At 63.3% G+C, this 14,288-nt stretch carries 9 protein-coding genes, 2 tRNA genes, 1 rRNA gene and 1 riboswitch; of the genes, 5 read left to right on the top strand and 7 right to left on the bottom strand.

Translation table 11 applies throughout. The annotated features are described in order from the left end of the window. Positions 1-135: 135 nt before the first annotated feature. From QA642_RS05360 to QA642_RS05350, 3 genes are all read right to left on the bottom strand, one after another. Positions 136-211, bottom strand: a tRNA-Ala gene (locus tag QA642_RS05360). A 33-nt stretch (positions 212-244) separates the two neighbouring features. Next, a tRNA-Ile gene (locus QA642_RS05355) sits at positions 245-321 on the bottom strand. A gap of 190 nt (positions 322-511) precedes the next feature. Then, positions 512-2,000, bottom strand: a 16S ribosomal RNA gene (locus QA642_RS05350). Positions 2,001-2,990: 990 nt separating this feature from the next. Between QA642_RS05350 and QA642_RS05345 the strand changes: the two genes are divergently transcribed. After that, on the top strand, positions 2,991-5,054 hold the full coding sequence (locus QA642_RS05345; RefSeq protein WP_283083725.1) for a M23 family metallopeptidase: 2,064 nt from the start codon (positions 2,991-2,993) through the stop codon (positions 5,052-5,054). 117 nt (positions 5,055-5,171) lie between these two features. Then, positions 5,172-5,438: a hypothetical protein gene (locus tag QA642_RS05340; protein ID WP_283083724.1), complete on the top strand. Its 267-nt coding sequence runs from the start codon at positions 5,172-5,174 to the stop codon at positions 5,436-5,438. 80 nt (positions 5,439-5,518) lie between these two features. Here QA642_RS05340 and clpB read toward each other — a convergent pair whose 3' ends face one another. Then, entirely contained in the window at positions 5,519-8,158 is a 2,640-nt protein-coding gene (gene clpB, locus QA642_RS05335) for an ATP-dependent chaperone ClpB (protein ID WP_283083723.1), read from the bottom strand. Between the two features lie 241 nt (positions 8,159-8,399). Between clpB and QA642_RS05330 the strand changes: the two genes are divergently transcribed. Then, entirely contained in the window at positions 8,400-9,188 is a 789-nt protein-coding gene (locus QA642_RS05330) for an MOSC domain-containing protein (RefSeq protein WP_283083722.1), read from the top strand. Between the two features lie 128 nt (positions 9,189-9,316). Here QA642_RS05330 and QA642_RS05325 read toward each other — a convergent pair whose 3' ends face one another. After that, on the bottom strand, positions 9,317-9,973 hold the full coding sequence (locus tag QA642_RS05325) for a TIGR02594 family protein (protein ID WP_283083721.1): 657 nt from the start codon (positions 9,971-9,973) through the stop codon (positions 9,317-9,319). 215 nt (positions 9,974-10,188) lie between these two features. Here QA642_RS05325 and QA642_RS05320 point away from each other — a divergent pair, with 215 nt between their 5' ends. Next, a complete protein-coding gene (locus QA642_RS05320) occupies positions 10,189-11,052 on the top strand; it encodes an alpha/beta hydrolase (protein WP_283083720.1) in 864 nt (287 codons plus the stop codon). 116 nt (positions 11,053-11,168) lie between these two features. On the opposite strand, the gene metW is transcribed toward QA642_RS05320, so the two are convergent. After that, entirely contained in the window at positions 11,169-11,831 is a 663-nt protein-coding gene (metW, locus tag QA642_RS05315; protein ID WP_283083719.1) for a methionine biosynthesis protein MetW, read from the bottom strand. A 15-nt stretch (positions 11,832-11,846) separates the two neighbouring features. Next, positions 11,847-13,049: a homoserine O-acetyltransferase gene (locus QA642_RS05310; RefSeq protein WP_283083718.1), complete on the bottom strand. Its 1,203-nt coding sequence runs from the start codon at positions 13,047-13,049 to the stop codon at positions 11,847-11,849. 91 nt (positions 13,050-13,140) lie between these two features. Next, a riboswitch (SAM riboswitch) is annotated at positions 13,141-13,220 on the bottom strand. Positions 13,221-13,422: 202 nt separating this feature from the next. On the opposite strand from QA642_RS05310, the gene QA642_RS05305 reads away from it, so the two are divergent. Further along, complete coding sequence (locus tag QA642_RS05305) at positions 13,423-14,271, top strand: chorismate mutase (protein ID WP_283083717.1); 849 nt, start codon at positions 13,423-13,425, stop codon at positions 14,269-14,271. The last annotated feature ends 17 nt before the right edge of the window (positions 14,272-14,288 follow it).

Below are 14,288 nucleotides of genomic sequence, written 5' to 3'. Positions count from 1 at the left end.
CCGCTACACGACCCAACTCGGATCGATCTCCTCTTTACGATGTCAGAAAACACGCAGTTCACTGTCTATCCAGACTAGTGAATGCGAAGTGATGTTTCGCGGACGACGGTACAAGATCTCGGTGATCAAACCATCTGGTGGAGCCAGACGGGATCGAACCGACGACCTCATGCTTGCAAAGCACGCGCTCTCCCAGCTGAGCTATGGCCCCGTAACCAGAAGACGAATGCTCACTCGATGAGTGTGGTGGGCCTGGGAAGACTTGAACTTCCGACCTCACGCTTATCAAGCGCGCGCTCTAACCAACTGAGCTACAAGCCCCTAACGCACATCCCGTTAAGGACCCTGGACCCTGCCGTTGCAGGCCCAGCGCGTGTTCGTCCGCGAAGAAAGAGAAACGAAGACGGCGAAATCCCGCCAATGCAGCTCAACGATCTGGCGATCTGTTGGCCACTGATGTTTCTAAAACGATCCGATAGTGAGCGTGAGCTCGCTGAAGGATCATCCTTAGAAAGGAGGTGATCCAGCCGCAGGTTCCCCTACGGCTACCTTGTTACGACTTCACCCCAGTCGCTGACCCTACCGTGGCCGGCTGCCTCCCTTGCGGGTTAGCGCACCGTCTTCAGGTAAAACCAACTCCCATGGTGTGACGGGCGGTGTGTACAAGGCCCGGGAACGTATTCACCGTGGCGTGCTGATCCACGATTACTAGCGATTCCAACTTCATGGGCTCGAGTTGCAGAGCCCAATCCGAACTGAGACGGCTTTTTGAGATTTGCTAGGGGTTACCCCTTCGCATCCCATTGTCACCGCCATTGTAGCACGTGTGTAGCCCAGCCCGTAAGGGCCATGAGGACTTGACGTCATCCCCACCTTCCTCGCGGCTTATCACCGGCAGTCTCCTTAGAGTGCTCAACTAAATGGTAGCAACTAAGGACGGGGGTTGCGCTCGTTGCGGGACTTAACCCAACATCTCACGACACGAGCTGACGACAGCCATGCAGCACCTGTGTTCCAGGCTCCGAAGAGAAGGTCACATCTCTGCGACCGGTCCTGGACATGTCAAGGGCTGGTAAGGTTCTGCGCGTTGCGTCGAATTAAACCACATGCTCCACCGCTTGTGCGGGCCCCCGTCAATTCCTTTGAGTTTTAATCTTGCGACCGTACTCCCCAGGCGGAATGCTTAAAGCGTTAGCTGCGCCACTAGTGAGTAAACCCACTAACGGCTGGCATTCATCGTTTACGGCGTGGACTACCAGGGTATCTAATCCTGTTTGCTCCCCACGCTTTCGTGCCTCAGCGTCAGTATCGGGCCAGTGAGCCGCCTTCGCCACTGGTGTTCTTGCGAATATCTACGAATTTCACCTCTACACTCGCAGTTCCACTCACCTCTCCCGAACTCAAGATCTTCAGTATCAAAGGCAGTTCTGGAGTTGAGCTCCAGGATTTCACCCCTGACTTAAAGACCCGCCTACGCACCCTTTACGCCCAGTGATTCCGAGCAACGCTAGCCCCCTTCGTATTACCGCGGCTGCTGGCACGAAGTTAGCCGGGGCTTATTCTTGCGGTACCGTCATTATCTTCCCGCACAAAAGAGCTTTACAACCCTAGGGCCTTCATCACTCACGCGGCATGGCTGGATCAGGGTTGCCCCCATTGTCCAATATTCCCCACTGCTGCCTCCCGTAGGAGTTTGGGCCGTGTCTCAGTCCCAATGTGGCTGATCATCCTCTCAGACCAGCTACTGATCGTCGCCTTGGTAGGCCATTACCCTACCAACTAGCTAATCAGACGCGGGCCGATCTTTCGGCGATAAATCTTTCCCCGTAAGGGCTTATCCGGTATTAGCACAAGTTTCCCTGTGTTGTTCCGAACCAAAAGGTACGTTCCCACGCGTTACTCACCCGTCTGCCGCTGACGTATTGCTACGCCCGCTCGACTTGCATGTGTTAAGCCTGCCGCCAGCGTTCGCTCTGAGCCAGGATCAAACTCTCAAGTTGGACTTGAACTTTGAACCGGCTGATCACAACGTTTGACGAGGTCCCACCATTTTTCGACGACCGAAATCGCCGAGCTGCCTACGATTCACATCGCTGGCAGCGATGGTGTTTCCTTTGAAACGTGTACCGCCGAAGTCTTTCGTCCGGTCTCGATCAGAAAAGCCGAAGCTTTTCAGAAGCGAGACCCGCAAGGACTCCGCCGTCCACGCTTCTCTTTCTTCATCTTCACTTGTCAAACAGCCCGGGACCGGAGAGGCCCCAACCTTCCTGAGAGGAAGGGTTCCGACACCCTTACCGACGATGGATGAACTCCAACCGACTGGTGTCGGCTGTTGTGTTCACTCAACAAGGTGAGGAGCATCAGTGGCGCGTTCGCTCGCCTTGGTCAGTGACCCGGCGGCGCCGCGCTCAGTGGTTGGGGTTATAGGCCCCGCCTTCCGGGCTGTCAACGCCAATCGTCAACAAATCGTCGCACAGCGGATCATGGAAAAAATTCCAGCGATTCCAGTCGATTAGGAGGCCAGCGGGCGCGTCGACCGGTCCGCACGGTAAAAAATCTCAAAAAAAGTTTGCCTCCCTGGGGGCTCCTGAGGGGCTCCGAAGGCGGCCCTGGGCGCCCCTCCCGGGCGGCCCCAGGCGCCCGGCCGTTCAGGAAACTTTTTCCATATTAGGCGCCGTACTTGAGCCACAATCCCGCGGCGTTCTGATAAGAGACAAGCTTGAATCGCGGGATGCCAGTGGGGGCTGCCGCGATTTTCGTAGGGTCAGAGGAAGGCAATCATACGATGAGGCGGCCTTCTTCCGACATTCGAGAGACTTCGAGAGACCTTCACCCGTCCAGCTGTTCGTAATTTCGGCCGGCCCCACCTAGAGGGGCTTTCTGAACGCGGGCGCCGTGCGGCTTGCCTTTTCCGGCGATCCCCCTGCAAGAGGGCGGCCGGAACGGGGTTCGAAAACGGGCATCTTGGGTCGTTGATTGGGGGACTTGGGTTGAACCACAGGACGTCACGCGGCGCTTACGGGCGTGAGACCGGGATCATCGATCTCGGCCACGAGCCGCCGCTGTCCGTCGATGGTTCGGAAGCCGCCGTCATCGATCGCCGCCGCGTCTCGGTGCAATGGTTCAGCGGTACAATTCTGACCGGACTCTGCGGCGCGGCCCTGATCGGCGGCGCCGTTTTCGCGTCGCTCGACGGCGAGATGACCTTCGCCAAAGTGCCCGAGCGCGTTGAAGGCGCGCTGCGTGGTGCGTTCGGCGCGGCCGATCGCGCCGCCACGCTGCACAAGAGCGACCGCCTGCCGCCGCCGAGCGAATCCACGGCTTCGCGCAACATCGTGCGCGTCTCGACCGTCGCCCGCGTCGGCAACCGCGACGTGATGCGGGTGCGCCCCTTCGTCCGGATCGCCGGCAATTTGTCGATGACGACGAGCGACCTGTCGGCGAAGATTCCGCCGTTCAACGCCCAGCGTCTGCTCACCGACGTCGGCTCCGATCCGAAGACCGCCGCCGACGATCCCAACAATCCCGAAGCCGTCGAGCCCGACGCCGAGGTCTCCTTCGTGACCAAGGACCTGTCGCCGGTGCTGCCGAAGGCGAAGATTTCCGCCGTGGTGGCGCTCGATGACATCCTGATGCGGGTGCGCGATGCCGCCAACTGGCGCGGCAATGGCGGCGTGCGCTACGCCTCGCTCGCCAATGCCACCGCCGACGTCTCCGGCGCGACCGGCCCGTCCGACATCCGAAGCGCCTACGCCCCGGAAACGTCGTCGTCCGATCCCTATGCCGGCTTCGAGACGCGCGTGGTGCCGGAAAACGTCACGCTGCTGCCGAAGACCAAGGAACAGATCACCGGCGGCAATCCCAGCGGTGAACGCGTCCACCTGGTCAAGAAGGGCGACAGCGTCGGCTCCGTGCTGCGCGATCTCGGCGCCACCGCCGAGGAGATCAAGGCGATCACCGCAACGCTTGGCCCCCGCGGCCGCGACGGCGGCCTGAAGGAAGGCGAGAAGCTCCGCATCCTGATGGCGCCTGCGAGCCCCGGCGCCCGTCTCCAGCCCTATCGCGTCGTGGTTGCAAACGACACCATGGTCGAGGCGATCGCGGCACTGTCCGACCTCGGCAAATACGTCGCGGTCGACGTCTCCAGCATGAACACCGTCGCCGACGCCACGGCCAACGCCAACAGCGACGACGATGACGACGATGACGGCACCGGGGTGCGGCTCTACCAGAGCATCTACGAGACCGCGATGCGCAACAAGGTCCCGATGCCGGTCATCGAGGACATGATCAAGATCTACTCCTACGACGTCGATTTCCAGCGCAAGGTGCAACCGGGCGATTCCTTCGACGTGTTCTACGCCGGCGAGGACGAGGGCGTGACGTCGAGCGAAAAGAACGACGTGCTGTTCGCCTCGCTCACGGTCGGCGGCGAGACCAAGAAATACTACCGCTATCAGAGCCCCGACGACGGCGTCGTCGACTACTACGACGAGAGCGGCAAGAGCGCGAAGAAGTTCCTGGTCAGGAAACCTGTCAACAACGCCATCATGCGCTCCGGCTTCGGCGGCCGCCGCCATCCGATCCTCGGCTTCGTGAAGATGCACACCGGCGTCGACTGGGCCACCGCCTACGGCACGCCGATCTTCGCCTCCGGCAACGGCGTGATCGAAAAGATCGGCACTGAGGGCGGCTACGGCAAATATGTCCGCATCAAGCACAATAACGGCTATGAGACGGCCTACGGCCACATGTCGGCCTACGCCAAGGGCATGGAAGCCGGCAAGAAGGTCCGCCAGGGCCAGGTCATCGGCTTCGTCGGCTCGACCGGCGCGTCGACCGGCCCGCACGTGCACTACGAAATCCTGGTGAACGGCCGCTTCGTCGATCCGCTGCGTGTGAAATTGCCACGCGGCCGCTCGCTGGAAGGCCCGATGCTGGCGGGCTTCGAGAAGGAGCGCGACCGGCTCGACACCATGATGAGCGGACGCAACGGCGCCATCGCCCGCATGTCGGACGCAACCGGCGGCCCGCTCCAGGTCACCAACCGTTAATTTCCCCGCGATTCCGGCCCGATCGCTCCTCCCCTCCAGACCTCACGGAACCGATCGGCAGCGTCTCGATTGATTCGCGCGACCAGTCTTTTGCCGTTGAGCCAGAGGAGGACCGCCATGCAGCAACTCTCTCGCGACGACGTCACCAAGGCCGTCGGCAGCGTGGACGACGTGACGATTGCAGAGATCATCGGCACCGGCGCCACAGTCGAGGAACTCGCGGAAGCCCAGGCCTGGCTCGCCAATGACGAGCCCATGATCAACGATCTGCGTCCGCTGGCGCAGGGCCGCGTCCGCGCGCTCGTGGACATCCTGTCGGAGCTCGAACAGGACGGCGAGGAGGAAGGCCCCGCCTCGCCCGGCACGATGTCTCCGGCCAGCTAGCAATGCAGCCTGAAAAAAATTCGCCCCGGAGAGGACGAACCTCTCCGGGGCGATCCTGTTTTGCGGCGAGCGCCGCCCGATCAGTTCAGCTTGCGCTTCGACACCGGCGCCTCGAACTGTGCGATCTCCGCGGTCTGCGGCGCCTTGCCGTTGAAGGTCAGCACGTTGCCTTCGGAGGAGATCGCGACGCTGTCCCCGTCCCTAACGTCGCCGCCGAGGATCATCTCGGCTAGCGGATCCTGGAGATAGCGCTGGATCACCCGCTTCAGCGGCCGTGCACCATAGGCGGGATCCCAGCCCTTGGCCGCGAGCCAGTCACGCCCCGCAGCATCGAGCGTCAGCACGATCTTGCGATCGGTCAGGAGCTTCTGCAGCCGCGCGAACTGGATCTCGACGATCCGGCCCATCTCGCTTCGTTGCAAGCGGTGGAACAGGATGATCTCGTCGACGCGGTTGAGGAATTCGGGGCGGAAATGCGCCCGCACCGTTCCCATCACCTGCTCACGCACGGCTGAGGTGTCTTCGCCCTCGGGTTGATTCACCAGAAACTCCGAACCGAGGTTCGAGGTCATGATGATCAGCGTGTTGCGGAAATCGACGGTACGTCCCTGGCCATCGGTCAGGCGGCCGTCGTCGAGCACTTGCAACAGGACGTTGAAGACGTCGGGATGCGCTTTCTCGATCTCGTCGAACAGCACCACCTGATAAGGCCGGCGCCGCACCGCTTCGGTGAGCGCACCGCCCTCGTCATAACCGACATAGCCCGGAGGCGCGCCGATCAGCCGCGAGACCGAATGCTTCTCCATGTACTCGGACATGTCGAGGCGCACCATCGCGGTCTCGTCGTTGAACAGGTACTCGGCGAGCGCCTTGGTCAGCTCGGTCTTGCCGACGCCAGTCGGCCCCAGGAACATGAACGAGCCGGTGGGCCGGTTCGGGTCCTGCAGGCCCGCACGCGAACGGCGCACGGCGGTTGCGACCGCACGCACGGCCTCGGCCTGGCCGATCACGCGCTGTCCGAGCTGCTCCTCCATCTTGAGGAGCTTCTCCTTCTCGCCTTCCAGCATCTTGTCGACGGGCACGCCGGTCCAGCGCGAGACCACCTGCGCGATGTGGCTGGCGGTGACCGCCTCCTCCATCATCTCGCCGGAGTTCTCCTTCGCCTCGATATCGGCGAGCTTCTTCTCCAGCTCCGGGATCCTTCCATAAGCCAGCTCGCCGGCCTTCTGGAATTCGCCGCGCCGCTGCGCGTTGGCGAGTTCGACGCGCAAGCCGTCGAGCTCCGCCTTCAGCTTCTGGGCATTGGAGAGCTTGTTCTTCTCCGCGCTCCAGCGTGAGGTGAGCGCCGCCGACTTCTCTTCGAGCTCGGCCAGCTCCTTCTCGAGCGCTTCGAGACGGGTCTTGGAGCCGGGATCGCTTTCCTTCTTCAGGGCCTCCTGCTCAATCTTGAGCCGGATGATCTCGCGGTCCAGCGAATCCAGCTCCTCCGGCTTGGAATCGACCTGCATCTTCAGCCGCGCCGCGGCCTCGTCCATCAGGTCGATCGCCTTGTCGGGCAGGAAGCGGTCGGTGATGTAGCGGTTGGACAGCGTCGCAGAGGCAACAAGTGCGGAATCGGTGATCCGCACGCCGTGATGCTGCTCGTACTTGTCCTTCAGGCCGCGCAGGATCGAGATGGTGTCCTCGACCGAGGGCTCGCTGACGAAGATCGGCTGGAACCGACGCGCCAGCGCGGCATCCTTCTCGACGTGCTTCTGGTACTCGTCGAGCGTGGTCGCGCCGATACAATGCAGCTCGCCGCGGGCGAGCGCGGGCTTGAGCAGGTTGGAGGCGTCCATCGCGCCGTCAGCCTTGCCGGCGCCGATCAGCGTGTGCATCTCGTCGATGAACAGGATGAAATTGCCCTCGCTCGCGGTCACCTCCTGGAGCACGGCCTTCAGCCGCTCCTCGAACTCACCGCGGTATTTTGCACCGGCGATCAGCGCACCGAGGTCGAGCGACAGCAGCTTCTTGTCCTTCAGTCCCTCCGGCACGTCGCCGTTGACGATGCGCAGCGCGAGCCCTTCGGCGATGGCGGTCTTGCCGACGCCGGGCTCACCGATCAGGACGGGGTTGTTCTTGGTCCGGCGCGACAGCACCTGGATGGTGCGGCGGATCTCCTCGTCGCGGCCGATGACCGGGTCGAGCTTGCCGTCGCGCGCAGCCTGGGTCAGGTCGCGGGCATATTTCTTCAGCGCGTCATAGGCGTTCTCGGCGGTCGCAGAGTCCGCCGTGCGGCCCTTGCGCAGCGCCTCGATCGCAGCGTTGAGATTTTGCGGGGTGACACCGCCCTTGGCGAGAATGCTACCTGCCTCGCTGGTCTTCTCCAGCGTGAGACCGAGCAGCAGCCGCTCGACGGTGACGAAGCTGTCACCGGCCTTCTCGCCGGCCTTTTCGGCGGCATCAAAGGTGCGGGCGAGCTCGGGCGCGAGATAGATCTGCCCGGCACCGCCGCCACTGACCTTCGGCACCTTGTTCAGGGCGTCCTCGGTCGCCTTCAGGATTGCACGGGAATTGCCGCCAGCGCGGTCGATCAGACCGGCAGCGAGCCCCTCATTGTCGTCCAGCAGGACCTTCAGCACATGCAGGGTGGAAAACTGCTGGTGCCCCTCGCGCACCGCGAGCGACTGCGCGGACTGGATGAAGCCCCTGGAGCGTTCGGTATACTTCTCGATGTTCATTTCTTTTCTGTCCCTCGGCCTGCCCCTGGGGCCCTCTAAGGCACCCCAAACGGCATCTTCACTGGGTTTCCGCTGACCGCGTTGACGTTCCTCAACCGGCAGCGGTCGTTATCAGCCGGCGCTGGCGCCGGCCTGACCCAGATGTGGGAAGCGTGCCCCCGGATCGAAAGAGGCGACTTCACAATTTCGTGCGCCGATCCGCCAGCTTGGCGGGGCGCGGTCGAATCCCTTAAGTAGCGGCATGACAGCCAACCAGACCGCCGAGATCACCGGCCTCTACCGCTATCCAATCAAGGGCCTGACGCCGGAGAGCCTGCCCCGGGTGCCTTTGCGGGTTGGCCAGACCCTGCCCGCCGACCGCCGCTATGCCATCGAGAACGGCCCGAGCGGGTTCGACCCTGAAGCCCCCGAGTGGAAGCCGAAAATCCAGTTTCTGATGCTGGCGCGCAATGAGCGGCTGGCGTCGCTCGACAGCCGTTTCGAGGACGCGACCAACCGCCTGACCATCCGCAAGGACGGCCAGATCGTCGCCAGCGGCGATCTCGAGACCGCCGCCGGGCGGGCCGCCATCGAGAGCTACTTCACCGAGAATTTCCAACCGGAGCTGAAAGGGCCGCCCAAGGTCCTGTCCGGCCGCGACCACAGCTTTTCCGACGTCGCCCGCAAGGTCGTATCCATCATCAATCTCGACAGCGTCCGCGCCATCGAGACCATGCTCGGCGGCACTACCGTGCATCCGCTGCGCTTCCGCGCCAATCTCTATGTGAAGGGCTGGCCGGCCTGGTCGGAGCTCGACCTCGTCGGCCAAACGCTCGCGATCGGGCAAGCCCGGCTGAAAGTGGTCAAGCGCATCGTCCGCTGCCCGGCCACCAATGTCGACCCGGTGACCGCCGCGCGCGACCTCGAAATTCCGCCGACGCTCTCGCGCCATCTCGGCCACATGGATTGCGGCATCTATGCCGAGGTGATCGAAGGTGGCGAGATCGGCGTGGGGGATGCGGTCGCGGTGGAACAGCCGAAGCTGATGTGAGCTAGTACCGCTGCCGTAGGGTGGGCAAAGGCGCTCTTGCGCCGTGCCCACCATTTTATCGAACGGACGGAAGTGGTGGGCACGCTTCGCTTTGCCCACCCTACGGCACTCCCGCTACGGCTCCGTCGTTAGTTCGGCATCACATACGCATAGATGCGGCCGTGCGAGACCGGCGCTTCGCGGACGCGATTGCCGTTGTTGCCGGAGATCATGATCGGATTGCCTTGCGCGTCGATGCCGGTGATGATGCCGACATGGCCGCCGCGGCGACCGCGCGACATCACCGCGATGGCGCCGACCTGCGGACCGGAGACACGGGTGCCGTACCGCGCGAACGAGCTCGCCATGTCGGAGCCGGTGCCGCGATGGCCGGTATGCTCCAGCACCATGTTCATGAAGCGCGCGCACCACAGGCTGCCGCGTCCCGTCGGGTTGCCGCCGAGATGGCGGCGCGCCTCGGACACGAGGCCCGATCCGCTACTGAGGCCGCCACCGCTCATGGCGTTGCTGGCCATGCCGCCGCCGTTGGCGTTCGGATCGTAGCTGGCCTTCGTGTCGGCAAAGCCGCTAGCCTGCAACTGCGCCGCGCTACGCGCGAAGCGCGAGCTGCGGGCATGGTGGCGATAATGATGATGTCTGGCATGGTGCACGTAACCGTGCCGCTCTGCGCTATGACGATGATGTGGCCGCGCTGAGGCCTGAGAAACGAACGCGGCAACCGCCGCAAAGAAGAACGCCAGCGCGACAACACAACGCGACAGGCGGTACGCAAACAACTCAACCATTCTTCATCCTTAGTTACACCCCCACTTCCCGTCGGCCCGTGCGGTGGCCGACATCCGCCGGGCCGTAAAGCTTCCGGATGTGGCGAGAAAAAGACTGCCACGCCGGCGAATGGCTGCGATGATTTTGCATTGGAGCTGGCCTGAGGCTGCCGCATTGCGGACAACACCATTAACTGCGATCCTTCGCGCGCGGCTTGAACAGAGGGAAACAGTTAATGCCCCACGCCACGACCAGGGATGACGTCCGCATCTATTTCGAAGAGGCGGGCCAGGGAACGCCGATTATTTTTCTGCACGAATTCGCGGCCGACTACACCAATTGGGAGCCGCAGATGCGCTACTTCTCGCGCGGCCACCGCTGCATCACCTATTCCGCGCGCGGCTACACGCCGTCCGATGTGCCCGATGGCGAGGTCTACACCTACACGCACTTCTACACCGACGCGCTCGCGGTGCTCGATCATCTCGGGATCGAGCGCGCGCATCTCGTCGGGCTCTCGATGGGCGCCTATTCGTCGCTCCAGATCGGACTGAACGCGCCGCATCGCGCGCTGTCGATGACGCTCACCGGCGTCGGCTCCGGCTCGGAGCTCGAAAATCTCGACGCCTGGCGCAAGCAGTGCCGCGCAAACGCCGAGCAGTTCGAGACACTGGGCTCCGCGGAGGTCGCCAAAGTCACGCGCGAGGCGCCGAGCCGGATACCCTTCCTGGTCAAGGACCCGCGCGGCCACGCCGATTTCTACACCGCGCTGGCGCGCCACGATTCAAGGGGATCGGCGCGCACGATGCGCGGCTTCCAGGGTGGCCGCCCCTCGATCTACACGCTGACGGATGCGATCAGAGCCGCGACAACGCCGGCACTGATTATCTGCGGCGACGAGGATGATCCGTGCGTCGGTGCGAGCCTGTTTTTGAAGAAACATCTGCCGGCTGCCGGCCTCGCGATGTTTCCCAAGTCCGGCCACGTGCTCAATCTCGAAGAGCCCGCACTGTTCAACGAGAGCGTGGAGCGGTTCGTGACGCTGGTGGAAGCGGGACGATGGCCGGTGCGTGATCCAAGGTCGCTGGCGGCGCATTAGAGCCGCGACATCGCCACACGCTCCGTCATTGCGAGGAGCTCTTGCGACGAAGCAATCCAGACTGCCTCCGCAGAAAGATCCTGGATTGCTTCGCTGCGCTCGCAATGACGGAGAAACTATTTCCGCCCGCCGCGGCTGAGCAGAAACACGCCCTGCTCGCCGAACATGTTCCACACCCACCATGGCAACCGCAGCCGCAGCGGACGACCGTAGAGGTCGAGCGCCTCGGCGCGCTCCATCTTGACGCCGATCGCGTCGCAGAGCTCGACGAAATCCTTGATGGTGCAGAAATGGATGTTGGCGGTGTCGTACCAGGTCGCGGGCAAATTCTCCGTGCGTGGCATGTGGCCGCCGATCAGGAGCTGGAGCCGCATCTTCCAGAAGCCGAAATTCGGGAACGACACGACGGCGCGGCGGCCGATGCGCAGCAAATTCTCCAGCACCACGCGCGGCTGCCGCGTCGCCTGCAGCGTCTGCGACAGGATCACGTAGTCGAAGGCGTCGTCGGGATAATTGACGAGGTCGGTGTCGGCGTCGCCCTGCACCACCGCGAGGCCCTTGGCGACGCAGCGGTTGACGCCCTCACGCGACAATTCGATGCCGCGGCCGTCGATGCCGCGCGTCTCCAGCAGCTGAAGCAGGTCGCCGTCGCCACAGCCGACGTCGAGCACTTTGGAGCCGGGCTTGACCATCTCGGCGACCAGCAGATGGTCGGCGCGGAAATGAGCGGATTGCTCCGCGGTGAAACCGTTCAGCGGCAGCACTTCCTGTACAGACATCGCGAGCGGTCCTTGTCAGTCGTTCTTGCCGGTCAGCCCGCGCGCCTTGCCCGCCGATTGCAGGAAGGCGCGGGAGATGTCGAAGAATTCGGGCACGTCGAGAAGGAAGGCGTCATGGCCGCGATCGGTTTCGATCTCGGCGAACGACACCCGCGCGCTCGACGCGTTCAGCGCATGCACCAGCGCGCGCGATTCCGAGGTCGGGAACAGCCAGTCGCTGGTGAAGGACACCACGCAGAATCGGGTCTGGATGCCGGCAAACGCTTTCGCCAGCACGCCGCCGTGATCGGCGGCGATGTCGAAATAATCCATCGCGCGGGTCAGGTAGAGATAGGAGTTGGCGTCGAAGCGCTCGACGAAGGAGGAGCCCTGGTAGCGCAGATAGGACTCGACCTGGAAGTCGGCGTCGAACGAGAAAGTCGGCAGCTCGCGATCCTGCATGCGCCGGCCGAATTTCCGGTGCAGAGCAGCGTCTGACAGATAAGTGATGTGCGCGGCCATGCGCGCGACCGCGAGGCCGCGATGCGGATGAAGGCCGCGATCGGCATAGCCGCCATTGTGCCAGTCAGGGTCGGCCATCACAGCCTGGCGGCCGAGCTCGTGGAAGGCGATGTTCTGCGCCGAGTGCCGCGTCGAACAGGCGATCGCGAGCGCAGAGAACACGCGGGCAGGATAGGCCGCGGTCCATTGCAGCACCTGCATCCCGCCCATCGAGCCGCCGACCACAGCGAACAGCGTGTCGATGCCGAGCCGGTCGACCAGCATCGCCTGCGCGCGCACCATGTCTGGGATGGTGATCACAGGAAAATCCAGCCCCCACACCTTGCCGGTGGCGGGATTGATCGAGGCCGGCCCCGTCGAGCCCATGCAGCCGCCGATCACGTTGGAGCAGATGATGAAGTAGCGGCTGGGATCAATGGGGCGGCCCGGGCCGACCAAGGTGTCCCACCAGCCGGGCTTGCCGGTGACGGGGTGCAGATTGGCGACGTGCTGGTCGCCGGTCAGCGCATGGCAGATCAGGATGGCGTTGGAGCGATCGGCATTGAGCTCGCCATAGGTCTGGTAGGCGATCTGGAACGGCGCCAGATCGACGCCGCAATCGAGCCGCAGCGGCTGGTCTGCGCCAAAACGCGCGACCTGCGAACTCGGGTGATCGACCTCGTGCGAGCGCTCATCGGCGCTGATCGCAGGACTCGGAATCGACTTGACGCTACCCATCTGACCATCGACCTCGTTTGCGATCGGACTTCAGACCGCCACTTGCATCAGGCCATGAAAAACCCGGCCTGAACGATAGGTTCGGCCGGGATCGGAAGCGTCCCCGGCCTGTTTAGCGAGTTTTTTAACGTGGCTGCAAGCCGGCCGGCTCAAATGACCACGGAACAGGCAAAACCTACTGTCTTGGGCGGTTTTCGTCAAGTCGCGGCCCGGATTAACCAAAATCGTCCTTGAAACGCTCGGCGAAAAGGTCGTCATTTCTCTTTGCTTTCGCCGCCCTGACTGCCTAATCAGGACATCGACCGCAGCGGAATCCGGCTTGCCCATCCCGCATTGGAACGCCTCTCAACAGCACTGAACCCATCTGGCAGATATGTCCCAACGTCCGCCCGCGCCACCATCGCTCCAGGAATTACGCAAGGAGATCGACGCGATCGACGCGGACATGCATCGCCTGCTGATGCAGCGCGGCGACATCATCGACCGCCTGATCCAGGTGAAGCAGACCCAGGAGGTCGGCTCGGCGTTCCGGCCCGCACGCGAGGCCTCGATGATGCGCGAGATCGTGCAGCGGCATCGCGGCATCCTGCCGCTCGACACGGTCGAGAGCATCTGGCGCGTCATCATTTCCACCTTCACCTATGTCCAGGCGCCGTTCTCCGTGCATGCCGACATCTCGGTGAGCGAGCCGGCGATGCGCGATTCCGTGCGCTTCCATTTCGGCTTCACGGTTCCTTACGTCGCGCATTTCAGCGCGCAGGCTGCGGTCGAGGCGGTGGCGAAATCCAAGGGCGATCTGGCGCTGGTCTCGGCGACATCGAGCCGCACGCCGTGGTGGCTGGAGCTGGAAGCGCGGGGCGCGCCAAAGATCATTGCGCGCATGCCCTTCGTCGAGCGTGCCGACCATCCGGCGTCGCTGCCGGTGTTCGCGATCTCGCGCGTCGCCGACAGCGCCGTGGTGACAGAGGTCGAGACCTTCAGCGTGCGCGTGTCCGGGTGGAACGCCGAGGTCGCGCGCGCGCTGTCGCCGCTCGCCGACATCGTGGCGGTGCCCGATACCGCCTTCGACGGTGCGGCGCTGCTGGTCTCGGTCACATCAGACACCAGCATCGACAAGATCAGGGCTGCCCTGATCGAGGCGGGGGCCTCGGTGCGCTCCACGGCCCTCGTCGGCAGCCACGCAACGCGCTATACGGTGGCCCCGATCGGGCCGAAATCGTAAGTCACGCGCCCAGCCTA

Source organism: Bradyrhizobium sp. CB2312, from assembly GCF_029714425.1.
Taxonomy (GTDB): Bacteria; Pseudomonadota; Alphaproteobacteria; order Rhizobiales; family Xanthobacteraceae; genus Bradyrhizobium.
The sequence above is the reverse complement of the archived record's forward strand: the minus strand, read 5'-3'. Positions and strand labels throughout refer to the sequence as shown.